General features: G+C 60.4%; 27 protein-coding genes. 4 read left to right on the plus strand and 23 right to left on the minus strand.

The genetic code is table 11. The features are described from left to right. Window positions 1-18 precede the first annotated feature (18 nt). Genes paaE through paaA form a run of 5 tightly spaced genes read right to left on the minus strand, consistent with a single transcriptional unit; the run spans window position 19 to window position 3,708 of the window. A complete protein-coding gene (gene paaE, locus GOQ28_RS08445) occupies window positions 19-1,107 on the minus strand; it encodes a 1,2-phenylacetyl-CoA epoxidase subunit PaaE (RefSeq protein ID WP_160356130.1) in 1,089 nt (362 codons plus the stop codon). 17 nt (window positions 1,108-1,124) lie between these two features. After that, window positions 1,125-1,631 carry a 1,2-phenylacetyl-CoA epoxidase subunit PaaD gene (paaD, locus tag GOQ28_RS08450; protein WP_442862090.1) on the minus strand — a complete coding sequence of 169 codons (507 nt, stop codon included), beginning with the start codon at window positions 1,629-1,631 and terminating at the stop codon, window positions 1,125-1,127. Further along, complete coding sequence (gene paaC, locus GOQ28_RS08455; protein WP_160356132.1) at window positions 1,628-2,392, minus strand: 1,2-phenylacetyl-CoA epoxidase subunit PaaC; 765 nt, start codon at window positions 2,390-2,392, stop codon at window positions 1,628-1,630. Before paaC ends, paaD begins: the two co-directional genes overlap by 4 nt. A gap of 10 nt (window positions 2,393-2,402) precedes the next feature. Continuing rightward, complete coding sequence (gene paaB, locus GOQ28_RS08460; RefSeq protein WP_160356133.1) at window positions 2,403-2,687, minus strand: 1,2-phenylacetyl-CoA epoxidase subunit PaaB; 285 nt, start codon at window positions 2,685-2,687, stop codon at window positions 2,403-2,405. A 31-nt stretch (window positions 2,688-2,718) separates the two neighbouring features. Continuing rightward, entirely contained in the window at window positions 2,719-3,708 is a 990-nt protein-coding gene (gene paaA / locus GOQ28_RS08465; protein WP_160356134.1) for a 1,2-phenylacetyl-CoA epoxidase subunit PaaA, read from the minus strand. Window positions 3,709-3,872: 164 nt separating this feature from the next. Here paaA and paaX point away from each other — a divergent pair, with 164 nt between their 5' ends. Next, on the plus strand, window positions 3,873-4,856 hold the full coding sequence (gene paaX, locus GOQ28_RS08470) for a phenylacetic acid degradation operon negative regulatory protein PaaX (RefSeq protein WP_160356135.1): 984 nt from the start codon (window positions 3,873-3,875) through the stop codon (window positions 4,854-4,856). Here paaX and orn read toward each other — a convergent pair. After that, window positions 4,810-5,355 (minus strand): oligoribonuclease, encoded by a 546-nt coding sequence (gene orn / locus GOQ28_RS08475; protein WP_160356136.1) that lies wholly within the window; start codon window positions 5,353-5,355, stop codon window positions 4,810-4,812. The genes paaX and orn overlap by 47 nt on opposite strands. 49 nt (window positions 5,356-5,404) lie before the next feature. Between orn and GOQ28_RS08480 the strand changes: the two genes are divergently transcribed. Both GOQ28_RS08480 and rsgA read left to right on the plus strand, forming a co-directional pair. Further along, on the plus strand, window positions 5,405-6,664 hold the full coding sequence (locus GOQ28_RS08480; RefSeq protein WP_160356137.1) for a M48 family metalloprotease: 1,260 nt from the start codon (window positions 5,405-5,407) through the stop codon (window positions 6,662-6,664). Beyond that, complete coding sequence (gene rsgA, locus GOQ28_RS08485) at window positions 6,661-7,569, plus strand: ribosome small subunit-dependent GTPase A (protein ID WP_160356138.1); 909 nt, start codon at window positions 6,661-6,663, stop codon at window positions 7,567-7,569. The genes GOQ28_RS08480 and rsgA overlap by 4 nt, the downstream gene beginning before the upstream one ends. Window positions 7,570-7,678: 109 nt before the next feature. Here rsgA and GOQ28_RS08490 read toward each other — a convergent pair whose 3' ends face one another. Next, window positions 7,679-8,431 (minus strand): CoA pyrophosphatase, encoded by a 753-nt coding sequence (locus GOQ28_RS08490; RefSeq protein ID WP_160350741.1) that lies wholly within the window; start codon window positions 8,429-8,431, stop codon window positions 7,679-7,681. A 106-nt stretch (window positions 8,432-8,537) separates the two neighbouring features. Then, the gene (rplS, locus tag GOQ28_RS08495; protein WP_160350742.1) at window positions 8,538-8,918 is read right to left on the minus strand and encodes a 50S ribosomal protein L19; all 381 of its coding nucleotides are present in this window, start codon (window positions 8,916-8,918) and stop codon (window positions 8,538-8,540) included. A 233-nt stretch (window positions 8,919-9,151) separates the two neighbouring features. Between rplS and GOQ28_RS08500 the strand changes: the two genes are divergently transcribed. Next, window positions 9,152-10,024 carry a DMT family transporter gene (locus GOQ28_RS08500; RefSeq protein WP_160356139.1) on the plus strand — a complete coding sequence of 291 codons (873 nt, stop codon included), beginning with the start codon at window positions 9,152-9,154 and terminating at the stop codon, window positions 10,022-10,024. Window positions 10,025-10,041: 17 nt separating this feature from the next. On the opposite strand, the gene GOQ28_RS18510 is transcribed toward GOQ28_RS08500, so the two are convergent. The 15 genes from GOQ28_RS18510 to GOQ28_RS08570 form a co-directional block, all read right to left on the minus strand. Continuing rightward, window positions 10,042-10,515: a hypothetical protein gene (locus GOQ28_RS18510; RefSeq protein ID WP_202109676.1), complete on the minus strand. Its 474-nt coding sequence runs from the start codon at window positions 10,513-10,515 to the stop codon at window positions 10,042-10,044. 12 nt (window positions 10,516-10,527) lie between these two features. Continuing rightward, a complete protein-coding gene (locus GOQ28_RS08505) occupies window positions 10,528-11,778 on the minus strand; it encodes a PA0069 family radical SAM protein (protein WP_160356140.1) in 1,251 nt (416 codons plus the stop codon). Between the two features lie 183 nt (window positions 11,779-11,961). Then, window positions 11,962-13,260, minus strand: coding sequence for a sulfate adenylyltransferase subunit 1 (locus GOQ28_RS08510; RefSeq protein WP_160356141.1), 1,299 nt, complete (start codon window positions 13,258-13,260; stop codon window positions 11,962-11,964). Between the two features lie 19 nt (window positions 13,261-13,279). Next, window positions 13,280-14,188, minus strand: a complete 909-nt coding sequence (gene cysD / locus GOQ28_RS08515) for a sulfate adenylyltransferase subunit CysD (protein WP_160350746.1) — start codon at window positions 14,186-14,188, stop codon at window positions 13,280-13,282. 10 nt (window positions 14,189-14,198) lie between these two features. Next, window positions 14,199-14,951 (minus strand): phosphoadenylyl-sulfate reductase, encoded by a 753-nt coding sequence (locus GOQ28_RS08520; RefSeq protein ID WP_160356142.1) that lies wholly within the window; start codon window positions 14,949-14,951, stop codon window positions 14,199-14,201. Next, a complete protein-coding gene (locus GOQ28_RS08525; protein WP_160350748.1) occupies window positions 14,948-16,009 on the minus strand; it encodes a sulfate/molybdate ABC transporter ATP-binding protein in 1,062 nt (353 codons plus the stop codon). Before GOQ28_RS08525 ends, GOQ28_RS08520 begins: the two co-directional genes overlap by 4 nt. A 13-nt stretch (window positions 16,010-16,022) precedes the next feature. Continuing rightward, window positions 16,023-16,925 (minus strand): sulfate ABC transporter permease subunit CysW, encoded by a 903-nt coding sequence (gene cysW, locus GOQ28_RS08530; protein ID WP_160356143.1) that lies wholly within the window; start codon window positions 16,923-16,925, stop codon window positions 16,023-16,025. After that, window positions 16,922-17,806: a sulfate ABC transporter permease subunit CysT gene (gene cysT / locus GOQ28_RS08535; RefSeq protein WP_160350750.1), complete on the minus strand. Its 885-nt coding sequence runs from the start codon at window positions 17,804-17,806 to the stop codon at window positions 16,922-16,924. Before cysT ends, cysW begins: the two co-directional genes overlap by 4 nt. 18 nt (window positions 17,807-17,824) lie before the next feature. Continuing rightward, window positions 17,825-18,805 (minus strand): sulfate ABC transporter substrate-binding protein, encoded by a 981-nt coding sequence (locus GOQ28_RS08540; protein WP_236844284.1) that lies wholly within the window; start codon window positions 18,803-18,805, stop codon window positions 17,825-17,827. 383 nt (window positions 18,806-19,188) lie between these two features. After that, window positions 19,189-19,830 (minus strand): peroxiredoxin, encoded by a 642-nt coding sequence (locus tag GOQ28_RS08545; RefSeq protein WP_160350752.1) that lies wholly within the window; start codon window positions 19,828-19,830, stop codon window positions 19,189-19,191. A 114-nt stretch (window positions 19,831-19,944) separates the two neighbouring features. Beyond that, window positions 19,945-21,777: an acyl-CoA dehydrogenase gene (locus GOQ28_RS08550; RefSeq protein WP_160356145.1), complete on the minus strand. Its 1,833-nt coding sequence runs from the start codon at window positions 21,775-21,777 to the stop codon at window positions 19,945-19,947. Window positions 21,778-21,864: 87 nt separating this feature from the next. Next, the gene (locus GOQ28_RS08555; protein ID WP_160356146.1) at window positions 21,865-22,197 is read right to left on the minus strand and encodes a helix-turn-helix domain-containing transcriptional regulator; all 333 of its coding nucleotides are present in this window, start codon (window positions 22,195-22,197) and stop codon (window positions 21,865-21,867) included. Then, on the minus strand, window positions 22,187-22,528 hold the full coding sequence (locus GOQ28_RS08560) for a type II toxin-antitoxin system RelE/ParE family toxin (RefSeq protein ID WP_160356147.1): 342 nt from the start codon (window positions 22,526-22,528) through the stop codon (window positions 22,187-22,189). Before GOQ28_RS08560 ends, GOQ28_RS08555 begins: the two co-directional genes overlap by 11 nt. 278 nt (window positions 22,529-22,806) lie before the next feature. Then, on the minus strand, window positions 22,807-23,736 hold the full coding sequence (locus tag GOQ28_RS08565; protein WP_160350754.1) for an electron transfer flavoprotein subunit alpha/FixB family protein: 930 nt from the start codon (window positions 23,734-23,736) through the stop codon (window positions 22,807-22,809). Between the two features lies 1 nt (window position 23,737). Next, a complete protein-coding gene (locus tag GOQ28_RS08570) occupies window positions 23,738-24,487 on the minus strand; it encodes an electron transfer flavoprotein subunit beta/FixA family protein (RefSeq protein ID WP_160350755.1) in 750 nt (249 codons plus the stop codon). Window positions 24,488-24,517 lie beyond the last annotated feature (30 nt).

The raw sequence follows: 24,517 nt of genomic DNA on the forward strand, positions 1-24,517 counted from the left end.
TCTCCGTTAAATATCGTTCTAGGTTTCTTGATCAAAGTCGATGACGAGACGATCGCTGACGGGAAAGCTCTGGCAGCTCAATACAAAGCCGCGCGCCACCTCGTAATCCTCCAGCGCAAAATTCGCGTCCATATCGACTTCGCCTTCAATGACTTTGCAACGGCAGGTAGAGCAGACGCCCCCCTTGCAGGAATAAGGTAACTCCAGGCCTTGCTTCATCGCCGCATCGAGGACACTATCGCGGTTCTTCTCGATGACAATACTGCGGCTGTGGCCATCCTGAATGACGGTCAGCTCGCATTGGCCTTTTCCCGGTGCTGTCCGCTGCTCGCGCCCCGTGCGCAGGGACCGCGGACCATCGGGCGCGCCGAACAATTCAAACTTGATATTCGATTTCGGCACGCCTCGCGCCTGCAATCGCTGCACCACGCTATCTATCATCGTATGCGGCCCGCAGACAAAGGCATAATCTATTGCATCGGGCGGCATCCACACCGATAACAACTGATCGACCTTATCGCCATCGAGCCGGCCATTGAACAACTCGATATCTTGCGTCTCGCGGCTCATGATGTAGACCAGCGAGAACCGTTCCATATAGGTGTTCTTGATGTCCTCGATCTCTTCGCGAAACAGGACCGAGGACGAGGCGCGATTGCCATAGAACAAGGTAAACCGGCTATGGGGCTCGGTCGCCAGCGCGGTCTTCACCAGCGACAGGACAGGCGTAATACCGCTACCCACCGCAAACGCCACATAGTGACGTTGATGTGCTGGCGAAAATTCCACGGTGAAGTTGCCCGCGGGCGGCATCACCTCCAGCACCTGACCGGGTTGCAACTCGTGGTTGGCCCATGAGGAAAACACGCCCTCGTCGACCTTCTTGATCGCCACACGCAAAACGCCGTCGTCCGGTGCACAGCAAATCGAATACGAGCGACGCAACTCCGTACCATCCAGCTCGGTACGCAGCGTTAAATACTGCCCCGGCCGAAAAGCGAATTCGTCACGTAGTTCAACGGGCAGATCAAAGGTGACGACTACGGCATCGCGCGTGTTGCGTGCGACGGATGCCACCTTTAACGGATGAAATAGATTCTGGCTCATGAGGCGACAGCTTGGGCTCAGTGGGCTTTGAAATAATCGAATGGCTCGCGGCACGCGTTGCAGCGGTAGTGCGCCTTGCATGCCGTTGACCCGGAAAAACTCACTTCATAGGTGTTGCGCGATCCGCAATGCGGGCAGCTCACCTGCGGGGCGGCGCGGCGTCGAGTAATGCCGGAAATATCGATCGCGCGTTCGACTGGCGCGGCGATGCCGTATCCCCGTAAAGCCGCCCTGCCCCGATCAGACATCCAATCCGTGGTCCAGGCCGGTGCCAAACGCGTATCGATACGCACCGTGCTCACGCCATGCGCCAGCAACACACGCCGGATATCCTCGGAAATCTCACGCATGGCCGGGCAACCCGAATAAGTCGGCGTGATAGTCACCACACAGACGTCGTCTTCCCATGCAATCTCGCGCACGACGCCCAGATCCACAACCGACAGAACGGGGATCTCGGGATCGGGGACCTGATCGAGCCAGGTCATCACCTCTTGGACGTCGGGCATTGCCATGGCGTTCACCATACGGCCCCGGGATACGCGCGCGGTAAGGATTGCATTTCCGCCAACACATAGCTGAGCGCTTCGGTATGCCGTCCCTGCCGTCCACCGCGATGCGCAGCGTGCATGGCGTCGTCTTGACTTGGCATAACCAGCGTGGCTTCATCCAATACCTCACGCACATGGTCATACCACGGCGCTTGCAGCGCCGCGAGCGAACAGCCCGCGCCGCGCTGCGCCATTTCACGATCGATCTCGTCGTCGATGAACAGCTCGCCGGTATGACGCCAGGCGCTGTCAATCGCCTCCTGCATTTTGTTGTGGCTGACATCGGTGCCATCGCCCAGGCGCACCACCAGATCGGACGAGCGCCTGACGTGATAGGTGACCTCTTTCACCGACTTGGCCGCGATCGCCGCGATCCGCTCCTCATTCGACCGGGTCAGCTCTTGCAAAAAAAAGTAGTGCCACACATCGAACAAGAACTGCCTGGCCAGCGTATCGCCATAATGTCCATTGGGACGTTCCACCAGCAGCACATTGCGGAATTCGTGGGCATGACGTAGATACGCCAAGGCATCTTCATCACGCCCCGCACCCTCGACCTCTCCGGCCAGCGTCAGCCAGAGCCGTGCCTGCCCCAGCAAATCCAATGCGGTATTGGTGATCGCCAGATCCTCTTCCAACGCGGGCGCATGCCCACACCATTCCGACAGACGCTGGGACAAAATCAGCGTGGAGTCCCCCAGTCGCAGCAAGGTTTCAAATAAAGCGCGATCCATCGTGCTCTCCCTACATGTGCTTGATTTCTTCGGGCATTGGGAAGAACGTGGGATGGCGATACACCTTGTTGTTGGCTGGGTCGAACAGCGGTTCTTTGTCAGCGGGCTGACTCGTCACGATGTCAGACGCCCGCACCACCCAAATGCTTAGTCCCTCGTTACGACGCGTGTAGACGTCGCGCGCGTTATTGATTGCCATTTCAGCATCCGGCGCGTGCAGGCTGCCGACGTGTTTGTGCGCGAGACCATGCTGGCTGCGGATGAATACCTCCCACAGCGGCCATTCCTTACTCATGATGCGAATCCCTCGTGATGAATCGATGCGGTCACGCCGCCTGACGCTGTGCTCGCTTATCGGCATAAGCCATGAGCCCATCGCGGACCCAGGCGCCTTCCTCATGCGCGCGCTGACGCGCCTGCAAACGTTCCTGGTTACAGGGGCCGTGCCCCTTCAGCACGGCATAAAACTCGGACCAGTCGATCTCGCCAAAGTCGTAATGCCCGCGCGCTTCGTTCCATTTCAAATCGGGATCGGGGATGGTCAGACCCAGATACTCGGCCTGCGGCACGGTCTGATCCACCATCTTCTGGCGCAGCTCATCGTTGGAAAAGAGCTTGATCTTCCACGCCATCGATTGCGCGCTGTTGGGGGAATCGGTATCGGGCGGGCCAAACATCATCAACGCCGGCCACCACCAGCGATTCAGCGCGTCCTGACACATGGCTTTCTGCTCGTCCGTGCCATGCCGGCACATCTGAATGAGCAGGTCGTAGCCTTGGCGCTGATGAAAGGACTCCTCTTTGCACACGCGCACCATCGCGCGCGCATACGGACCGTACGAGCAGCGACACAGCGGAATCTGGTTAATGATGGCCGAGCCATCGACCAGCCAACCGATCATGCCGATGTCGGCCCACGTCAGCGTGGGATAGTTGAAGATGCTTGAATACTTGGCACGCCCGGCCAGCAGATCGTCCACCAGATCGCCGCGCGATACGCCCAGCGTTTCGGCCGCGCTATAGAGATACAGCCCGTGCCCCGCCTCGTCCTGCACTTTAGCCAGCAGGATCGCCTTGCGTTTGAGCGACGGCGCGCGCGTGATCCAGTTGCCCTCGGGCAGCATGCCGACGATTTCCGAATGCGCATGCTGAGAGATCTGACGGATCAGCGTCTTGCGGTACGCCTCGGGCATCCAATCCTGCGGCTCGATGCGCACGCCTTCGTCGACGCGACGTTGGAATTCCTGCTCCGGACCGCTGAGCTGGTCGGCGCTGCGCACCTGCTTGACACCCGTGTCCACGAGCTGTGCATACATGTTGGTCTCCTGTATCACATGCGCCCCGTTGGGGCGATTGCGGCGGTCGATGTTCTGACTCTGCTGGGACGATTATTTAATACAAAAAAACGATTGTCAAAGATATTTTAGTATCACGTTCAAAATGTGTATCATGTCGCACATCCCACCACCCTTGATCGCCGATGGCCCATTCACCGTCCGCTCTGCGCCAGTTTCTTGACCGTCAGCTAGACGAAAACCCGCCGCGCGCCAAGTCGCTGTGCGTGAGTTTTCTGGGGGATGCGCTGGCCTGCCACGGCGGGGCAATCTGGTTGGGTGCGATCATTGAGTTGCTGGAGCCGTTGGGTATCAATGAACGGCTGCTGCGCACCAGCGTATTTCGGCTAGTGGCGCAGGGCTGGCTGCAGGCGGAACGTCACGGGCGGCGCAGCCTGTATCAACTATCGGATCAGGGGCGGCGGCGCACCGCGCATGCTTCGCAACGGATTTACGTCGGCCCCGCGCAGACCTGGGATGGCGACTGGACGCTGGTTGCCTTGCCGCGTCTGGGCAATCAAGGCCTATCTGAGCGCACGGAGCTGCGCCGCGAGCTCGCCTGGGAAGGCTTCGCGATGATTGCCCCGGGCTTGTTCGCACACCCGCAAGCCGACGCGCACACGGCGCACGAGATCCTGGACAAGCTAGGCATCCCGGACAAGGCGCTCGTGCTTTGCGCGCGGGATCTGGCCGGGGCGGGCGGATTGCCCATTGCGAGCCTTGCACCCCAGAGCTGGAATCTGGACGACGTGGCCTCGCAGTACGAGGAGTTCATTCTGCGGTTCGCGCCGCTAGCGGAGTTGATCGAGGGCGATCTTGATCCCGCTGACGCCTTTGTCGCGCGCATGCTGCTGCTGCACACCTGGCGGCGAATCGTTCTGCATGACCCGATGCTGCCCGTGCCCATGTTGCCCGAGCCCTGGCCCGGCCATGCCGCCAGAATATTGTGCGGCCAGCTCTATTGGAGACTGTTTAATGCCTCTGAACGCCATCTGGAACAGATAGCCGGCCGCGATAACGAGCGTTATACGGCGCTATCAGAAGACGTTTTCGGGAGGTTCGGAGGAAAACCGTCCCACGAGCCTAGATCTTCATCATATGCTCGCGGTAGTACTTCAGTTCTTCGATAGACTCGTAAATATCGGCCAGCGCCTCGTGCTTGCTCTTTTTCTCGAAGCCCTTGTAGACCGCAGGCGCCCAGCGACGCGCCAGTTCCTTGAGCGTGCTGACATCGAGATTACGGTAATGGAAGAACCGCTCCAACTCGGGCATGTAGGCCACCATAAAGCGGCGATCCTGGCTGATGGTGTTGCCGCATAGGGGCGACTTGCCGGCCGGCACATGTTGAGACAGGAACTCAAGCAGCATCTGCTCGGCCTGCGCCTCGGTCAGCGTCGAGGCTTTCACCTTGTCGATCAGGCCGCTTTTGCCGTGCGTGGACTTGTTCCAGTTATCCATCGCGTCCAGCAGACTGTCGGGCTGATGCACCACCAGCACGGGGCCTTCAGCCACCACCGTCAGGTCGGGCTCGGTGACCACCACCGCGACTTCGATGATGCGTTCCTTCGATGGGTCGAGCCCGGTCATTTCCATATCGAGCCAGACCAGGCGATTCTCGTTCAGAGCCATATAATTTGCCTATAAAACACTGCATTTTCTCATACGTGACGCCTATCTCGTGCCATTGAATACTCTGACCCTACTGTTTGCCTTTTTCCTCGTCGCCGATCTGTGCGTGCGCCAATGGCTGGCCGCGCGCCAGATCCGCCATGTCGCACGCCATCGGGATCAAGTACCGCCGGAGTTTTCGCCGCGTATCGGACTTCACAGCCATCAGCGCGCTGCGGACTACACCGCCGCGCGCGTACGGCTGGGAATGGTGGAACGAGTATATGACGCCGCCATCCTCGTGGCGCTGACCTTGATGGGCGGCTTGCAAGCCATCGACATGGCGATTGCACAAATCACCTCGCACGATCTGCTGCGGCAGCTGCTGCTGTTGGGTAGCGTGGCGCTGCTGCTGGGGGTGCTCGGGCTGCCGTTCACGCTATGGCGCCAGTTCCGGCTGGAGGCGCGCTTTGGATTTAATCGCATGACGCCGGGGCTGTTCGTCTCCGATCTGATCAAGGGACTCGTTGTCGCGTTGATCCTCGGCACCCCGCTCGCGGCAGCCATATTGTGGTTGATGGCCAGCGCTGGCAGCTTGTGGTGGCTGTGGGCATGGGGCTTATGGACGGCGTTTAATTTGCTGCTGCTCTTTATCTATCCCACCTTCATCGCCCCGCTGTTCAACAAGTTCACGCCGCTCACGGACGCAGCGCTGGCTGACCGTATCCGTCAACTGGCGCAACGTTGCGGATTTGCTTTGAATGGGCTGTTCGTCATGGACGGCTCGCGCCGCTCGGCGCATGGCAATGCGTACTTCACGGGCTTTGGCAAATCACGCCGTATCGTGTTTTTCGACACGCTTTTGTCTCGTCTGAACGCCGATGAGATTGAAGCCGTCCTGGCGCACGAACTGGGCCACTTCGCCAAACGCCATATTGTCAAACGTATCGTGTTGAGCTTTATCGCCGCGCTGGTGTTTTTCGCCGCACTGGGCTGGCTCGCGCAGCAGCCTTGGTTCTACGAGGGCCTGGGTGTCGTGCCGCGTCTGGACGGACGCAACGATGCGATGGCGTTGTTGCTCTTTTTCCTGGTGATCCCCGTGTTCACCTTTATGCTCACGCCCGTTGCAAGCTGGTATTCTCGTCGCGATGAATTCGAGGCGGATCGCTACGCCGCCAGCCAGAGCTCGCCCCAGCAATTGGTCGCGGCGCTGGTCAAGCTCTACGACGACAACGCCGCGACCCTCACCCCGGACCCTGTGCACTCCGCCTTTTATGACAGCCATCCTCCCGCCGCCGTGCGTATCCGCCACCTGACTCAGACCGCATGAGCGCTCCCCAACTTCTGGAAGGCCGCATCATCTCGGCCCACGGCCGCCACTATGTGGTGGAATTCCCCGACGGCTCGCAACGTCACTGCTTCCCGCGCGGCAAAAAGGCCGGGGCCGCGGTAGGCGACCGGGTACGCATCGCACCGCAGGGCCGCGATGAGGGCGCCATTGATGCAATCTTGCCCCGCACCAATCTATTGTTCCGGTCGGACGAAATGCGGACCAAGCAGTTCGCGGCCAATGTCGATCAACTATTGGTCGTCGTGGCCGTCGAGCCGACTTTTGCCGACGATCTGGTGGGACGCGCGTTGGCCGGCGCGTGGAGCGCGGACATCGAGCCGATCATCATTCTGAACAAGGTGGATATCCAGAACGGTTTGGAAGCCGCGCGTGCACGACTGGCCGCCGTCCGTGCGTTGGGTGTACCGGTCATTGAACTCAGCGCGTTGGATCGGGAAACGGTGCTCGCGGCACTCGGGCAGCGGTTGATCGGCAAGACCACGCTATTACTGGGTCAAAGCGGCATGGGTAAATCAACGCTGCTCAATGCGCTGGTTCCGGACGCCGATGCGCCGACGCGGGAATACTCGTCCGCGCTGGACATGGGCCGGCACACGACCACGAGCACGCGCCTGTATCATCTGCCGCCTCCGGGCGGGGACCTGATCGATTCGCCGGGATTCCAGGCCTTCGGGCTGCAGCATCTTTCCGGGACCGACATCCTGCGTGGCTTTCCCGAATTCACGCAGCATATCGAGCGCTGCCGCTTCTATAACTGCACGCATCGCCGCGAGCCCGGCTGTGGGGTGGTGGAAGCGTTACAAGCAGGAGAAATCGATCCGGGTCGCTATGCGCTTTATCAGCGCATCCTCGAAGAGAGCGAGGCGGCGCAGCAGCGGTATTGATTAACAGGCGTACATCGCGCACCGCTGCCCGCGCCCATTGCGCAGCATCGTGTGTGCGAAGCGTCACCGCCCTACTTCGGCGGCGGTCGATGACGCCTGCTACATAATCTTAGGCAGCATCACTTTGCGCATGCCCTTCCCCGGCCACTAAGCCGTGGTGCAAGGCATGGTAGAGGTTGCGCAACATACCGGCCGTCGCCCCCCAGATGAAATACTTTTGCCAAGGCATGGCGTAATAGCGCCGCTCGCGCCCATCTGGCAACGGCCCGCGATAAAGGCGATGATTCGCGGGGTTGGCAAGGAACGCCAAGGGCACTTCGAAAATCTCGGCGACTTCGAACACATCCGGGGCCAATGTGAACCCCGGCCGCACCAAGGACAGTACCGGCGTGATGGCAAAGCCGGTGGAAGTCAGATAGTCCGGCATCGTACCTAGTACGTCCACATACTCGGCGGCAAGGCCCGTCTCTTCCTGAGCCTCGCGCAAGGCCGTCGCAATGGGCGTGGCATCGTAGGTCTCCACGCGCCCGCCCGGAAAGCTGATCTGGCCCGCATGGTCGTACAAATGCGCAGTGCGCTGCGTCAACATCACGCTGACCCCTTCCGGGCGCACCACCAGGGGAACCAACACAGCCGCCATAACAGGCGGCCCCTCTCGGCCGGGATGACGATACTCGGTCGAACCCAGCGGGTCCTGTGGCCATGGTCCGTCCTGGCTCAAGACCTCGCGCAGCGACTCCGGCGTCAACAGGCGCTCCGGCACGGCGGTGAGCCCGATATCGGCGGGTTGCCAGGGCTGTGAGGCGGGATCAAACGGTACGGCCACGCGAGGGCGGCGAGGACGGGACGAAGGGTCAGGCATACCAGCTTTGAATAATAAAAAAGGCACCTTGGTAGGTGCCTTTTTAACCCGAATCGCCGTAAAGCGTGGTGCAAGCCTGCCGAAGCAGGCATCACACCGGGTCCAATCAAGCCGCTTTGGCTTTCTTGATGACCAGCTTTTCTTTGATGCGAGCGGATTTGCCCGAACGGTTGCGCAGGTAGTAGAGCTTTGCGCGACGGACGTCACCGCGACGCTTGACTTCGATGCCAGCGATTTGCGGGGAGTACAGTTGGAACGTACGCTCGACGGCTTCACCCGACGAGATCTTGCGCACGATGAAGGAAGAATTCAGACCGCGATTGCGCTTGGCGATCACGACGCCTTCGTAAGCCTGAACGCGTTTACGGGTGCCTTCAACGACGTTGACGCTGACCACCACGGTGTCGCCAGGGGCGAACTCGGGCATGGTCTTGTCGCCGGTCAGGCGGGCGATTTCTTCCTGTTCCAGGATAGCGATGAGGTTCATAAGAACTCCAAAATCATCATGCCTTGCGGTTTATTAGCGTGGATCCGTGGCGTGAGCCCGTACCCGATAAGCGAGACGCAAGCAGAGGATGAGGGTTGTGGTAAACCCAGCATTCTACATCAAATCAAGCATTTAGGCATATCAGCGGGCGGCTTTCCCCACGGACGGAGTTTTCGCAGTACGCTGTCCGGCTTCTTGTCACAAAACTGTCGTACGCAGCAGCCGCAGCATTCATGTCTTACGCATCTCTGTTATTAGTCGTCTTGGCGGCCATGGCGCACGCCACCTGGAATCTGCTGGCAAAGCGCGCCGCCATGGTGGGGCCGGTTTTCGTGTTTGCTTACGGCATGTGTTCCGTATTGCTCTACGCGCCCTGGGTGCTATGGATCTTGATGACCGAGGGGATGGACTGGACCTGGCCAGTGGTGCTGTGCATCTTCGCCTCGGGACTGTTGCACCTGGCCTACAGTCTATGCCTGCAGCGTGGCTACCAGGTGGCGGATCTGTCGGTGGTGTATCCGATCGCCCGGGGCACCGGGCCGCTGCTATCGACCATGGGTGCATTCATCCTGTTGCACGAGCCGGCCACTACCACCGGCATTATCGGCATGCTGTGCGTGGTCGGTGGAGTGCTGCTGATCGCCACGCAGGGCAGGCTCTCGCTATTTCGCCAGCCCCATGCCTGGGTCGGCGTACGCTGGGGCGTGCTGATCGGGCTCTTTATCGCGGCGTATACCGTCGTGGACGCTTATGGCGTCAAAGTGCTGCTGCTGATGCCCGTGCTGTTTGACTGGTTCACCTGTGCCACGCGCAGCGTCATCATGGCCCCCCATATCCTGAGCCGCCGGGCGCAAAACTGGGAAGCCATGCGTGGCTACTGGGGTTTGGCGTGGATGGTGGGAATTTTGTCGCCGCTGGGCTACATCCTTGTGCTCTACGCATTGCGCAACGGCGCACCGCTAAGCCTCGTCGCACCAGCGCGGGAAATGTCCATGATGCTGGGGACCCTGGCCGGGATGTTCCTGCTACGCGAAAAAGTTGGCGTTGGCCGATTGCTAGGCTGTTTGGCTATCCTGGCGGGCGTAATTTTGTTGGGATCGAGTTAACTCAGCTAAGCGTCGCGTCAGAACCCAGCAGCCGCGCCCAGCCACATCAGCCCTGGAATCAACGCCCCCCACACGGCAACCAGCAGGATATCGACCACTTTCTGACGCAAGCTCAGCGCCGGCTGGCAGGCATAGGCCGTGCCGAGGGATTGGCTGTGTAATGCAAGACCTTCCAGGTGGATTGCCTCGGCCTTGGCGTGTCCGGCGACGTGCGCGTGACCCGTGGAGGCCGGCGCTGTGTGGACGGCCTCGCCTGTCGCCGGCGCATCTGATGTGGGTGCGCTGTCGGCTTGAGGAATCTCCAGGAGTTCCGGCGCAGTGGCGGGCGGCATGCATACCGAGTGGGCCCGACCTCGCCCTGCAGAGAACGGCCAACGTGCCGGCCGGCGTAGCCCCGTGGCCACCATCTGTACCAGTCTGGCGGGCGCCCAGATGGACAGCCGCGATGGGACGGTGAGATCGGAATCGGAAGTGAGCGTGGCAGTGGACATGTGAGACTCCGGTTAAAACAGCGTTAACTGCGGGGAAGGCGACATCGGCGTAGCGCCGCGGGCGCGGCGTGAGTTGCCCGCTACCGAGGACGCTGCGGCCGCGCCTCCCAGGGCGGTGGCCGCCTCGGGGGCTTGAAACAAATGCGTGGCCAGTTGGGGCCGGGTGGTATTCAGAGCCAGCTTGCGCACGGCCAGGTTGAACCGTTGGCGCAGCAGATTGGCCCAGAGACCTGTGCCGCTCATACGCGTGCCGAACTGCGGATCATTCCGGCGGCCATTGCGCAGGTCTTCGATACGATGCAGGACGCGCTGAGCGCGGTCGGGGAAATGGGTGTGTAGCCATTGCTCGAACACCGCGCGGACTTCCCAAGGCAGGCGTATCACGGTGTAGCTGGCGTAGCAGGCCCCCGCTTGCGCGGATTCCTGAAGGATGCGCTCGAGTGACTCGTCGTTGATAAACGGGATGACCGGGGCGACCAGAACGCCGACCGGGATCCCGGCATTGGCGAGAGTGCGCACCGCCTGGATACGCCGCCAAGGCGCGGAAGCGCGTGGCTCCAAGGTACGCGCCATGTCGCTATCCAGCGTGGTGATGCTGATGTAGACCGTCACCAGCCGCTGCTCAGCGAGCGCGCGCAACAGATCGAGATCACGCTCGATCAGTGCATTCTTTGTCACGATCGTTGCCGGATGCCGGGTCTGCAGCAGCAGTTCCAGCACGCCGCGCGTCAGTTGCCACTGGCGCTCGATCGGTTGATAGACGTCGGTCGCTGAGCCGATGTTGATCGGTGACACCCGGTAGCCCGGGCGCGCAAGTTCGGCGCGCAACACGTCCACCGCATTGGTCTTGGCTACCAGCTTGGTTTCGAAATCCAAGCCCGGGGAGTAGCCAAGATAAGCGTGCGTCGGCCGCGCATAGCAATAGACGCAGCCATGTTCGCACCCGCGATAGGTGTTGACCGCCACATCGAAGGGAATATCCGGCGAATCGTTGCGCGATAAGAGCTTGCGCGCCTGCTCGGGTGCGACGGTCGTCTGGGGATTCGGTTGGAGCTCTACAGTTCTGGCCCCTGTCTCGCAGCCATGCGAGCCGCCGAGTAGCGCCGAATCCTGATCGCCGTGCCAGCCGTCGTCGGCCGGCTCGCGCTCCGTTTGCTCGAAGCGGTGGCGGACATTAGTAACCGCTCCCCGACCGCGCAAGGCGGCGGGGGCGGCAGCCGGGGACCCAGTACCGGCGGAGAAAACGACGTTGGTGCGTGCCATGGAAAGTACTGTACATAAATACAGTACTTTCGGCAAGCCCCAAGTTCGCTCGTTGAGCGAAATGTCACTTTACTCCAAGCCAGGCCGCCACGGCGCGTCCGATTTGCGCGCCCCTAGGAGGAGTTGGGGAAAGCGATAATGTGCCCCGCCCTCGCAGAAAAACAACAGTGGAGCACAGCGCATTTATCGCAACATGCCGGCCGCTGCGGTTTGATGCGTGGCCGCATCGATCAGAATAAAAGCGCCGGTGGCCGGCAAGTCCGCGTAGGCGTCGACCGCCAAGGCCTCCCGCGTCGAGAATGTGATGCGGCCGATGTCATTCATACTCAGGGACTCCCCGCCGCTTGGCACCTCCTGCAGCTCGTGGATGTCACGCCGCGTCAGCACCTCGCGCACTTTAGCGGAGGTGAGTCGCGTGCCTTGCTTGAGCAAGTACTTGCGAGCGGGATTGAGCGCCTGGGCATCCAGCCAGCAGACCTCGGCCTCGAAATCGCGTCCGACGCGCGCGGGAGCGGCGACGTGCGACAGCACATCGCCGCGCGAGACGTCCACGTCTCGGTCGAGCACGACAGTCACGGAATCGCCCGCCACCGCGACATCGACTTCCCGGTCGAAGGACAAAACAGACTTCACGCGCGCCGTCACGCCCGAGGGCTGCACCACCACCTCGTCTCCGGGACGCAACTCGCCGCTGGCAATACGCCCCGCATACCCACGAAAATCATCGACGCGGGCCCCACCATGACGCAGCACCCATTGCACCGGGAAACGCAAAGGCTGCTCGACGGGAGCGGCGTCCACACCTAGTTGCTCCAGCAACATCAGCAGTGGTGGGCCGTCATACCAAGGCGTATGCGCTGAGCGATTCACGACGTTATCGCCTTCCAACGCCGAGATGGGCATGACGTGATACTGCTCAATCTGCAGTCGGGCCGCGAGATCGGCGTAGGCCGCGCGAATCCGCTCGAACACAGTCTGATCCCAGCCGATCAAATCCATCTTGTTGACCGCGACCACGATGTGTCGGATACCGAGCAGATGCGCAATCGTGCTGTGCCGCTTGGTCTGCGTCAGCAGCTGTCCATCGGTAACCCGGGTCGCATCGATCAGAATGATGGCGGCATCGGCCGTGGAAGCCCCCGTGACCATATTGCGCGTGTACTGTTCGTGTCCGGGTGCGTCCGCAACGATGAACTTACGCAACGGGGTCGAGAAATAGCGATATGCCACATCGATGGTGATGCCTTGTTCGCGTTCGGCTTCCAGGCCGTCCGTCAGCAAGGCGAAGTCGATGCCATCGCCGGCGACACGCTTGTATTTGGCCCGCGAGATCGCATCGAGCTGATCGGCGAACACGCCCTTGCTGTCATACAGCAGCCGCCCGATCAGCGTGGATTTACCGTCATCTACCGAGCCCGCAGTGATCAGGCGCAATACACCATGGTCGGCGGCGGGCAGAAAAGAGTCATTCACAGCGTTCATGTCGTTATCCGCTTACCAGTTAAAAATAGCCTTCTTTCTTGCGCCGCTCCATGGACGCCTCGGAAGTCTGATCGTCCATACGGGTCGCGCCACGCTCGGTGATGTCGGTCACGGCGGTTTCGGCGATGATGGCTAAGGGGTCGGCTGCTTCTGATGCCACGGGGCAGGTGCACGAGATATCGCCCACGGTGCGAAAACGCACCGACAAGTTTTCGACCTGTTCACCGTCGCGTGGCGGGGTCAATGGCGTCACGGGTACCAGCAGACCCTTGCGCCGCACGACATCACGCCGATGGCTGTAGTAGATGGATGGCAGTCTCAACGCCTCGCGATGGATGTACTGCCATACGTCCAGCTCGGTCCAGTTAGAGATCGGAAACACGCGCATGTTTTCGCCTGGATGCACGCGGGTGTTAAACAGATTCCAGAGTTCGGGGCGTTGCGCTTTCGGGTCCCACTGACCGAATGCGTCGCGGAAAGAGAAAATGCGCTCCTTGGCGCGTGCTTTTTCCTCATCGCGCCTGGCGCCACCGATACAAGCGTCGAAGCCGAATTCTTCGATCGCTTCGAGCAGCGTGACGGCTTGCGCGGCGTTACGCGAATCGTTTTCCTGACGCAGCACCACACTGCCGCGTCGAATCGAGTCTTCGACACTGCGCACGATCAACTGCTCGCCCAGTTCGGCGGCACGCTCGTCGCGAAACGCGATCACCTCATCGAAGTTATGACCCGTGTCGATATGCATGAGAGGAAACGGAAATGGCCCCGGACGAAAGGCTTTCTCAGCGAGCCTCAACAGCACGACCGAATCCTTGCCGCCCGAGAACAGCAATACCGGCCGTGCGCATTCGGCCGCCACTTCGCGCAAGATGGTGATCGCTTCGGATTCCAGCCAGTCGAGATGGCTACGATGAACAACGACGGACATAATTTTCCTCTCAGACAGATGTTGCTTTGTACGGCGCGGCAGTCACCGGGATGACGCGGTTGCCAGCGTGCAGGCCGCACTCTTTCGCGTCGGAGCTTTCCCACCACCACCGCCCTGCCCTGACGTCCTCACCGGGACGGATAGCACGCGTACAGGGCTCGCAACCGATCGAGGGATAGGCTTGATCGTGCAAGGAGTTATAGGGAATGCCCAGCGCGCGGATGACATGCCAGACATCGTCCTGGCTCCAGGATGCCAGCGGATTGAATTTATAGAGCCCGAAGACCGGGTCTTGCTCTTGCTCGGCAAGCGTGCCGCGCGTGGCAGCTTGCTCGCGGCGCTGGCCGGTGATCCATGCGCGACGCCCCGCGAGCGCACGCTTGAGGGGGTCGACTTTGCGGATCTGGCAACAGGCCTTGCGCAGTTCCAGACTTTCGTAGAACGCATGGGCCCCATGTATCCGCACATAAGCATGCACGGCGTCCTCGTCGGGCCGATATACGGTTAACTCGCGGCCGTAATGCTGGCGCACTGTGTCCAGCATATCCAAGGTCTCGCGATGCAAGCGCCCGGTATCCAATGTGAATACTTCGAGCGCCAAGCCCGAGTCATAAATGGCATGCGTCAATACCATGTCCTCGGCCGCCAGCGATGAGGCGAGCGCGGCATCGGGATAGCGGTGCACAATGTCGGCCAGGGTCTGTTGCAATGCTTGCCAGCGCTGGGCGACGGCGGGTTGTAGATTGGAGTTTGTCATCGTCATGCCGAGGCGAAAACGCGCGCGCGACGTGGGCGCGCAAGCAGGCTTTCACCTTCCTTGAGTTGAAGTTCGCGGTATAGCTGCTCGGGCACTTGCGCTTCGATCATGTCCTGACGATCTTGACGCTCGAGCTCCAGATAAGCACTGGGACCCGCCAGATACACATGGCGCAGTCGCACCGGTATGCCCTGCCCACCGCCGTCGTTGCGCGCCAGATCGATTTCATGGGGACGCACATAGGCGACGGCCTCTTGCTGACGAGCGCCATGCAACTCGGGCGCGGGAAGTTCGATCCCATGTGCCTGCCAAATGCCATCGTTGACATGCCCGGCCACTTGATTAACGTCGCCCAGAAAGCCGTATACGAATGGCGTGGCCGGGTGTTCCCATACCTCGCGCGGCGTGCCGACTTGTTCGACATGCCCCGCATTCATCAACACGACGCGATCGGCGACCTCGAGTGCTTCTTCCTGGTCATGGGTGACGAACACGCTGGCGACATGCAGTTCATCATGCAGCCGACGCAGCCAACGGCGCAGCTCCTTGCGCACTTTGGCATCGAGGGCACCGAACGGCTCGTCCAACAACAGCACTTGAGGCTCGACCGCGAGCGCGCGCGCCAAGGCAATCCGTTGACGCTGGCCTCCCGATAACTGCGCGGGATAACGATCGGCCAGCCAATCGAGCTGCACCAGATTCAGTAATTCGTGCACTTTGGCTCGAATACGGGCCTCGCTGGGGCGCTCGGAACGACGCATGACACGTAGACCGAACGCTACGTTCTCGAACACGGTCATGTGTTTAAAGAGCGCATAGTGCTGAAACACGAACCCCACGCGGCGGTGGCGCACGTCCACGCCTGTCGCGTCTTCACCGGAAAACAACACGCTGCCGCTATCGGCGGTTTCCAGTCCAGCGATAATGCGTAGCAGCGTGGTTTTGCCGCAGCCCGATGGCCCCAACAACGCGACGAGCTCGCCCGTCTCGATATGCAGTGACACATTGTCGAGCGCGCGAAAATTGCCAAACCGGCGCGAGAGATTTTTGACTTCGATACTCATGATTCAATCTTCCTCAGGCGGTTGCCGGCCGCGACACGGCAATCGGGGCAGCTGCTGTTTCAAAGGGATCCAAGGCATCGGCGGGTGTGGCGCTGCGCCACTCGACAATGCTCTTGATTACCAGCGTCAGCAGAGCGAGTAACGCCAGCAGTGAAGCCACTGCGAACGATGCGGCGAACTGGTACTCGCCATACAGAATCTCGACGTGCAGCGTCAGCGTGTTGGTCAACCCGCGCACATGGCCCGATACCACGGACACCGCGCCGAATTCCCCCATCGCTCGCGCATTGCACAGGATTGCGCCGTACAACAGCCCCCATTTGATGTTGGGCAAGGTCACGCGCCAAAAGATCTGCCATCCGCTCGCGCCCAAGGTCAACGCGGCCTGCTCTTCTTCGCTGCCCTGCGCTTGCATCAGCGGAATCAGCTCGCGGGCGATAAAAGGGAAGGTGACGAACAAAGTCGCCAGCACCACGCCCGGCACGGCATAGACGATCTTCAGATCGTGATCCTGCAACGTTGGCCATAGCCAACTCTGTGATCCGAACAACAAGACAAACACCAGCCCCGCCACCACGGGCGACACGGAAAACGGCAAATCGATGAGCGTGATGAGCAGCTGTTTTCCGCGAAATTCGAACTTCGCAATCGCCCAGGCCGCCGACACGCCAAAGACCATATTGATGACCAGCGAGATCGCGGCGACCCATAGCGTCAAAGTGATCGCGCTGACGGCATCCGGCTCGGTCACCGCAGCCAGATAAAGTTTCCAACCCTTGCGGAACGCCTCGACAAACACCGTGGCCAATGGCAGCAGTAAGAACAGCGCTAAGAAAACCAGGGCCACACCAAGGAGAATGCCACGCACCCAGCGCGGCTCTGTCAGATGGTCAGGGCGGGTATGTCTGACGGTCATGCGACTCTCCTGCCGCGCCGTGCTTGCCATCCTTGCAGCAGGTTGATGAGCAACAACATGGCAAACGAGATGGCGAGCATCACGGTCGCAATCGCCGCCGCGCCTACGTAGTCGAAGCGTTCGAGCTTGGACATGATCAACAACGGCGTGATCTCGGTGACCATCGGCCGATTGCCCGCGATGAACACCACCGAGCCGTATTCGCCTACTGCGCGGGCGAAGGACAAGGCAAAGCCGGTCAACAATGCAGGCGCAAGCGTCGGCAAGATCACGCGGCGCACCGTCTGCCATCGGTCCGCGCCGAGGCTGGCGGCCGCCTCCTCGATTTCCTGTTCGACATCCTCAAGCACCGGCTGTACGGTGCGCACAACGAAAGGAATGCCGATAAAGATCATCGCCACCACAATACCAATCGGCGTAAACGCCACCTTGATGCCAAACCATTGTTCCAGTGGCCCGCCAAGCCAGCCGTTCTTCGCATACAGGGCCGTCAAGGCGATCCCCGCCACCGCGGTCGGCAATGCGAAAGGCAGATCGACCATCGCATCCAAGATCTTTTTGCCCGGGAACTCGTAGCGCACGAGGACCCAGGCGACGATAAGGCCAAACACCAGATTAACCAGCGCCGCGGTCAATGCCGCGCCGAAGGTCAATTGATACGAATAGACGGCTTGCGGCGCGCTCACAACGCGCCAGAAGCCCTCCCAACCCAGACTCGCGCTTTTGAGCGGCAACGTTGCCAACGGCAGCAGCACCAGCAGACTCAGATAGACAACAGTAAAGCCCATCGACAGGCCGAACCCCGGCAATACGCCAGGACGCCTGCGCAATCTGAGCGGCGCGGGTGCGACTGGCGGAATACCCATCGTGGCAGTAGTCATGCTCGCGTCCCGCTTGATTTACCTGCCCTGAGGCAGATAGATTTGATCGAACGTGCCGCCATCGCTGAAATGCGTTTGCTGCGCCTTTTGCCATCCGCCGAATATCGGATCGTCGATAGTGACCAGCTTCACCTGCGGGAATCGCTGGCTATACTTCTCCGCGACCTGCTTATCAGTGGGACGATAGAAGTTGCGCGCGATGATCTCCTGCGCTTCTGGGGTATACAGGTATTCCAGATACGCTTGTGCAGCCGCACGCGTGCCCTTGCGATCGACGTTGCGATCCACCAGCGCGACGGGCGGCTCGGCCAGGATGGACATCGAGGGCACGACGATATCGAACTTGTCCGGGCCGAGCTCTTCGAGTGCGAGAAACGCCTCGTTTTCCCAGGCTAGCAGCACATCGCCCACGCCACGCTCGACGAACGTCGTGGTCGATCCGCGCGCGCCGGTGTCCAGCACGGGCACGTGTTTAAACAGTTCAGCAACGAACTCGCGCGCTTTGTTCTCATCACCATTGTTTTGCGCGAGCGCATATGCCCAGGCCGCGAGATAGTTCCAACGCGCGCCGCCCGAAGTCTTGGGATTCGGCGTGATGACTTCGATGCCGTCCTTGGTCAGGTCGCTCCAATCGCGGATGTTCTTGGGATTGTCCTTGCGCACCAGGAACACGATGGTCGAGGTATAGGGCGAACTGTTCAGCGGCAAGCGCCTTTGCCAGTCTTGCGGCAGCAGGCCTTTCGCGGCGATCGCATCGATGTCATAGGCTAATGCCAGCGTCACGACATCCGCATCGAGTCCGTCAATCACTGAGCGTGCCTGCTTTCCCGACCCGCCATGCGACTGCCGGATATTGAGGCTCACGCCCGCCTTGTCTTGGTAGTGCTTTACAAAAGCTTCATCGATAGCGCGGTACAACTCACGCGTGGGATCGTACGAGACATTCAATAGTGTTTGCTTGTCCTGCGCCTGTGCCGGCAGACCCAGCGTGAATGTCATCGCAATCGCCACGAGCGTGGTCCACACTTTTTTCTTGTACTGCATCGTTGCACCCTGTTTGGAAGATGGTTGGATGCAAGTGTGCAGTGCGTACGTATTAAACGGAACGATGCTTTTTTTGATTGCTCATCGCTGGAAGAAATATGAGACGAGTCCGACCTTGGCAAGGCTCCGCTCGGCGAGGGGCAAGATAGGTGAATGGGCCTTGCATGCCCAGCAACCGCTGCTGTGGAACTGATGTTCTTCAGTGTGTCACGCGAGCCACATCGAACGACGTGACTACGCGAATCGCACGCGCATAAAAAAGCGCGCGCTGGGCAAGCGCGCGCAAGCGGCACCTGATGGGAGCGCCGCACTACGCGACTACCCCCATCATGGGTCATTTACTTATTCGGCTGAGGCGTGATGCGCAGGTAAGGACGCACTGCCTTGTAGCCTTTCGGGAATTTCTGTTGAATCACCGCTTCGTCCTGCAACGAAGGCACAATAATCACGTCGTCGCCATCCTGCCAGTTCACCGGCGTGGCCACGCTGTGGCTATCGGTCAGTTGCAGCGAATCGATAACCCGCAAAATTTCGTTGAAATTGCGACCCGTGCTCGCGGGGTAAGTAATGATCAGGCGAATCTTTTTAGCCGGGTCAATAATGAACACCGAACGCACGGTCAGCGTCGCGTTGGCGTTCGGGTGAATCATGTCATACAGCTCGGACACCTTGCGGTCTTCGTCCGCGATGATGGGAAAATTAACTTGCGTGGACTGCGTGTCGTTGATGTCCTCGATCCACTTTTTGTGGGAATCCGCGCCATCGACGGACAATGCGAGCACCTTTACGTTGCGCTTGGCGAACTCGTCGGCGAGCTTAGCCGTATAACCCAGTTCCGTCGTGCACACCGGCGTGAAATCAGCCGGATGCGAAAACAGCACGCCCCAGCTATCTCCCAGGAACTCATGGAAACGGATCGGGCCAATAGACGAATTCTGCTCAAAATCCGGAGCGAGGTCGCCGAGTCGAAGTTGGGTCATGGATATCTCCTTAGCGGTGGTAGCCGCTAACCAGCATGGCTAGCGGTCTGCAAGACTCATGCCAACGATTCTCACATCAATGCGGTATCACCGGAAATACGTTTACAGCATTGTTTAATAACCAGCAGCTATATCGGACTGGGTGGCACTGCGGTCTGCCACGTGCGCCGCGCGCGCCGCAGCAGACAGCGACAAGGACCGCGGCAGAATTTGCGCCCCGTAAAACAAAGCGGTTTCCAACTTATTGCGATAGAACGGGTCGGTGGAACCGGCCGCGATTTCATGTTGGCACGCCAACGCCGCGCGGGCCATCTGCCAGCCTCCGTGTACGATTCCGGCGAGCATCAAATAGGGGACGCTCGCCGCATACACGGCACGGATATCCGACTGCGCTCGCTCCAGGATGTACGCCACCACCGACTCGTAGTTTTGAATCGCGAGGTCGAAGTTATCGCGCATTAGTTGCAAGCCGGCACGGTCATCGGCCGCGGCTCGCCCCGATTCGGTATGCAAGGCCTCTAGCGTTTCGCGCATGGCAGAAAGACAAGCATACGCCGTTGCCCCGCCGTCTCGCAACGTTTTACGGCCGACAAAATCGTTGGCTTGAATGGCTGTCGTGCCTTCGTAGATCGGTAGGATGCGCGCGTCCCGGTAATATTGCGCCGCGCCGGTTTCCTCGATATAGCCCATGCCGCCGTGTACCTGGACACCAAGCGAGGCCACCTCGACGGCAATTTCCGTAGAGAAGCCTTTGACTACAGGCACCAGATACTCATAAACCGCACGACCACGCGCGCGCACGGCCGCGTCGGGATGCTGCGCGCCCTTATCGTGCTCGGCGGCCGCCACGAACGAAATGGCACGCGCGGCCTCGGTCAGCCCACGCATGGTCAGCAACATACGCTGCACATCCGGGTGACGGACAATCGCAACCGGGCCCGCCGACCCTTCCACGGCGCGGCCCTGCACCCGCTCGCGCGCATACGCCAGCGCATGCTGATAGGCGCGCTCGGACAGTCCGATGCCCTGTTGCCCCACGCCGAAGCGCGCGGCGTTCATCATGATGAACATGTATTCCAGGCCTCGGTTGGCCTCACCAACCAGATAGCCCACTGCGCCTTCACCGACATCGCCCTTTCCGGAACCATAAAGCAAGACAGCGGTGGGGCTGCCATGGATGCCGAGCTTATGCTCTAGCGATGCACACCAGACGTCATTACGCGGACCGAGCGAGCCGTCCGCGTTGACGAGGAATTTGGGGACGATGAATAGCGAGATGCCTTTGACGCCAGCCGGCGCATCCGGCAGGCGCGCCAATACCAGATGAATAATGTTCTCGGCGAGATCGTGCTCGCCGTAGGTAATGAAAATCTTTTGTCCCGACAGGCGATAGGTGCCGTCTGGTTGCGGCACGGCGCGGGTCGCGACTTGCGCCAGATCCGAGCCCGCTTGCGGCTCGGTGAGGTTCATGGTGCCCGTCCATTTGCCAGCGATCAGCTGCGGAATATAGGCCTTGCGCTGCGCCTCGGACCCTACCGTCAACAGCGCCTCGATCACGCCATCGGTGAGCATTGGACACAACGAGAACGCGAGGTTAGCGGCCTGCAGGTTTTCGCATGGCGCTGCGGCGACTAGCTTGGGCAGCCCTTGCCCCCCCCACTGGGGCGGGTGCTGCAACCCCTGCCAGCCAGCGGCGGCGTAATCCGCGAACCCTTGCTTGAAGCCGGGCGTCGTCGTCACCTGGCCGTCTCGCCACTGTGCCGGCTTTATGTCCCCGGCCACATTCAGCGGCGCGATAGCCTGTTCGGCGAAACGGGCATTCTCGTCAAGAATGGCGTCGACCAAATCGGGCGTGACTTCCTGATAGCCGGGCAACGCCAGCACCTCGTCCAAACCGGCGAGTTTTAAGGCAAATCGATAATCCTGCAGCGGGGTAACGTACGGCATGGTGTCTCCAGTTGCGGTTAGTGCTTTGGACTGATGTTAAACCTTTGCGGTTTAATGCGCCCGCTGGGGACCACGCCGTGAATCAAGTCACTGCAAATCGGCAGTCGTCACTGTATGCGAGCTCGACGATTCCAGTGGCTGGACGGCAAGGCGCAAATTCATTGCCTTGAGAATAGCGGTCAAGCTTTTCAATGCAGGATTACCGACAGGCGAAAGCGTCCGATAGAGCTGCGTCGGATGTAACTGCGCCTGTTCTGCCACGGCCTGGACACCACCGAAAGCCTGTGTCAGTTGGCGCAGTACCGTGAGGAGTTCCGCCTGATCTCCATCCTCCAAAATGCCATTGACCACATCGAGCGCCAGCTCGGGATCATTGCGATAAAGTTCGGCCATTGCCTCGTCATGTCCTTTACTTCTCATCGTCATCCCTCTTCTGCCAGTCATGCCAATAGCTCACGGCACGCTCGATGTCGGCGTTCTGGGTTCGTTTGTCGCCGCCGCATAGCAACAGCACGACGCGCTTGCCCACTTGTGCGTAGTAGATGCGATAGCCAGGTCCGACATCCACGCGCAGCTCCCAGACGCCGTCACGGCAAAACTTGTGATCGCCAAAATTGCCTTGCTCTATTCGATTCACTCTGCGAATCACCGCGATCTTGACCTGACGGTCACGCAATCGATTAAGCCAAACCATGTACATGTCATCATGATCGTCGGCAGTCAGATAATGCTCAATCCGGTATACCGTCATTTTCGTTTAAAAACGAATCTCGAGCAAGTCGCTGTGGCAACATTGGAAACAGACCGTATGGCGTTTGTACGGCTCGGCGTCCATGTGGAAAATGGGCCTGCCGTATTGTGCCTAGTATGCGCTCCGCATCGATCGCGGCCTCGGCCTTGCGTGCTATTAATGTCTCACTTTCGCCGTCGATATCCCGTTAACGGCCAAAAAAAACGCCTGGCGTTGACTAGCAACACCAGGCGTTTGCGCGTGGACCGCGCGATGACTACCTGCGTAGAACGACTGAATTACAGCGCGTTCGTCAGTTCAGGCACCACCGTGAACAGATCGCCCACCAGACCGTAGTCGGCCACGCCGAAGATCGGCGCTTCGGCGTCTTTGTTGATCGCCACGATGACCTTGGAGTCCTTCATGCCGGCCAAATGCTGGATGGCGCCGGAGATACCGACGGCCACGTACAGCTGCGGGGCGACGATCTTGCCGGTCTGGCCGACCTGCCAGTCGTTGGGCGCATAGCCAGCGTCCACGGCGGCGCGCGAGGCACCGAGCGCGGCGCCGAGCTTGTCGGCCAGCGGATCGAGGATCTTGAAGTTCTCGGCGCTGCCCAAGCCACGGCCGCCAGACACCACGACGCGGGCGCCAGCCAGCTCGGGACGATCGCTCTTGGCGACTTCGCGACCGACGAAGGACGATTTGCCCGAGTCGGCGACGGCTTCGGCGGCTTCGACCGCAGCCGAGCCACCGGTAGCGGCAACGGCGTCAAACGCGGTCGTACGCACGGTGATGACCTTCACGGCATCGGCCGATTGCACGGTGGCGATCGCGTTACCGGCGTAGATCGGGCGCTGGAACGTGTCGGCGGACTCCACGCCGATGATGTCCGAGATCTGCGCGACGTCGAGCTTGGCGGCCACGCGGGGAGCCACGTTCTTGCCCGAGGCAGTCGCCGGGAACAGGATGTGGCTGTAGCCCGAGGCCACGGCCAGCACCTGGGCGGCCACGTTTTCAGCCAGACCATCGGCGAATTGCGCGCCGTCGGCCAGCAGGACCTTGGCGACGCCGGCGACCTGGGCGGCCTCATCGGCCACCGCGCGGGCGTTGCTGCCAGCGACCAGCACGTGGACATCGCCACCGATCTTGGCGGCGGCAGCAATGGTGTTCAGGGTCGCGCCCTTGAGCTGGGCGTTGTCGTGTTCGGCAATAACCAACGTCGTCATCTTAGATCACCTTCGCTTCGTTCTTCAGTTTGTCGACCAGCGCAGCCACGTCGGCCACCTTGATGCCAGCCTTGCGGGCGGGCGGTTCGGTGACTTTCAGCGTCTTCAGGCGCGGGGCAACATCGACGCCGAGTTCTTCGGGCGTGACGGTGTCCAGCTGCTTTTTCTTGGCCTTCATGATGTTGGGCAGGGTCACGTAGCGCGGCTCGTTCAGACGCAGGTCGGTCGTGATGATGGCCGGCAGCGTGAGCTTGATCGTTTCCAGACCGCCATCGACTTCGCGGGTCACGGTGACGCTGTCGCCGGCGACTTCGACCTTGCTGGCGAACGTAGCTTGCGGCCAATCCAGCAGCGCGGCCAGCATCTGGCCGGTCTGGTTGGCGTCGTCGTCAATGGCTTGTTTGCCGAGGATAACGAGTTGGGGTTGTTCTTTTTCGACCAGGCCCTTGAGGAGCTTTGCCACGGCCAGGGGCTGCAGCTCCACGTCCGTCTGAACCAGAATGCCACGGTCGGCACCGATGGCCATGGCCGTGCGCAGGGTTTCCTGGCACTGAGCGACGCCAGCGGAGACAGCGACCACCTCGGTGGCGGCGCCCTTCTCTTTCAAGCGGGTCGCTTCTTCGACGGCGATTTCGTCAAACGGGTTCATGGACATCTTCACATTGGCGATATCCACGCCCGTCTGATCCGATTTCACGCGTACTTTGACGTTGTAGTCGACGACGCGCTTTACAGGTACGAGCACCTTCATCCAGCAGCCTCCTAGCTATAGATAAACAGA

It is taken from the genome of Bordetella sp. 02P26C-1 (assembly GCF_009763255.1).
Lineage (GTDB): Bacteria > Pseudomonadota > Gammaproteobacteria > Burkholderiales > Burkholderiaceae_B > Bordetella_A.

Excerpts from the sequence above, each read along its gene's own strand:
- paaE (WP_160356130.1), bottom strand. The coding sequence starts at position 1,107 with ATGAGCCAGAATCTATTTCATCCGTTAAAGGTGGCATCCGTCGCACGC.
- paaC (WP_160356132.1), bottom strand. The coding sequence starts at position 2,392 with ATGGATCGCGCTTTATTTGAAACCTTGCTGCGACTGGGGGACTCCACG.
- paaB (WP_160356133.1), bottom strand. The coding sequence starts at position 2,687 with ATGAGTAAGGAATGGCCGCTGTGGGAGGTATTCATCCGCAGCCAGCAT.
- paaA (WP_160356134.1), bottom strand. The coding sequence starts at position 3,708 with ATGTATGCACAGCTCGTGGACACGGGTGTCAAGCAGGTGCGCAGCGCC.
- paaX (WP_160356135.1), top strand. The coding sequence starts at position 3,873 with ATGGCCCATTCACCGTCCGCTCTGCGCCAGTTTCTTGACCGTCAGCTA.
- orn (WP_160356136.1), bottom strand. The coding sequence starts at position 5,355 with ATGGCTCTGAACGAGAATCGCCTGGTCTGGCTCGATATGGAAATGACC.
- rsgA (WP_160356138.1), top strand. The coding sequence starts at position 6,661 with ATGAGCGCTCCCCAACTTCTGGAAGGCCGCATCATCTCGGCCCACGGC.
- GOQ28_RS08490 (WP_160350741.1), bottom strand. The coding sequence starts at position 8,431 with ATGCCTGACCCTTCGTCCCGTCCTCGCCGCCCTCGCGTGGCCGTACCG.
- rplS (WP_160350742.1), bottom strand. The coding sequence starts at position 8,918 with ATGAACCTCATCGCTATCCTGGAACAGGAAGAAATCGCCCGCCTGACC.
- GOQ28_RS08500 (WP_160356139.1), top strand. The coding sequence starts at position 9,152 with ATGTCTTACGCATCTCTGTTATTAGTCGTCTTGGCGGCCATGGCGCAC.
- GOQ28_RS18510 (WP_202109676.1), bottom strand. The coding sequence starts at position 10,515 with ATGTCCACTGCCACGCTCACTTCCGATTCCGATCTCACCGTCCCATCG.
- GOQ28_RS08505 (WP_160356140.1), bottom strand. The coding sequence starts at position 11,778 with ATGGCACGCACCAACGTCGTTTTCTCCGCCGGTACTGGGTCCCCGGCT.
- GOQ28_RS08510 (WP_160356141.1), bottom strand. The coding sequence starts at position 13,260 with ATGAACGCTGTGAATGACTCTTTTCTGCCCGCCGCCGACCATGGTGTA.
- cysD (WP_160350746.1), bottom strand. The coding sequence starts at position 14,188 with ATGTCCGTCGTTGTTCATCGTAGCCATCTCGACTGGCTGGAATCCGAA.
- GOQ28_RS08520 (WP_160356142.1), bottom strand. The coding sequence starts at position 14,951 with ATGACGATGACAAACTCCAATCTACAACCCGCCGTCGCCCAGCGCTGG.
- GOQ28_RS08525 (WP_160350748.1), bottom strand. The coding sequence starts at position 16,009 with ATGAGTATCGAAGTCAAAAATCTCTCGCGCCGGTTTGGCAATTTTCGC.
- cysW (WP_160356143.1), bottom strand. The coding sequence starts at position 16,925 with ATGACCGTCAGACATACCCGCCCTGACCATCTGACAGAGCCGCGCTGG.
- cysT (WP_160350750.1), bottom strand. The coding sequence starts at position 17,806 with ATGACTACTGCCACGATGGGTATTCCGCCAGTCGCACCCGCGCCGCTC.
- GOQ28_RS08540 (WP_236844284.1), bottom strand. The coding sequence starts at position 18,805 with ATGACATTCACGCTGGGTCTGCCGGCACAGGCGCAGGACAAGCAAACA.
- GOQ28_RS08545 (WP_160350752.1), bottom strand. The coding sequence starts at position 19,830 with ATGACCCAACTTCGACTCGGCGACCTCGCTCCGGATTTTGAGCAGAAT.
- GOQ28_RS08550 (WP_160356145.1), bottom strand. The coding sequence starts at position 21,777 with ATGCCGTACGTTACCCCGCTGCAGGATTATCGATTTGCCTTAAAACTC.
- GOQ28_RS08555 (WP_160356146.1), bottom strand. The coding sequence starts at position 22,197 with ATGAGAAGTAAAGGACATGACGAGGCAATGGCCGAACTTTATCGCAAT.
- GOQ28_RS08560 (WP_160356147.1), bottom strand. The coding sequence starts at position 22,528 with ATGACGGTATACCGGATTGAGCATTATCTGACTGCCGACGATCATGAT.
- GOQ28_RS08565 (WP_160350754.1), bottom strand. The coding sequence starts at position 23,736 with ATGACGACGTTGGTTATTGCCGAACACGACAACGCCCAGCTCAAGGGC.
- GOQ28_RS08570 (WP_160350755.1), bottom strand. The coding sequence starts at position 24,487 with ATGAAGGTGCTCGTACCTGTAAAGCGCGTCGTCGACTACAACGTCAAA.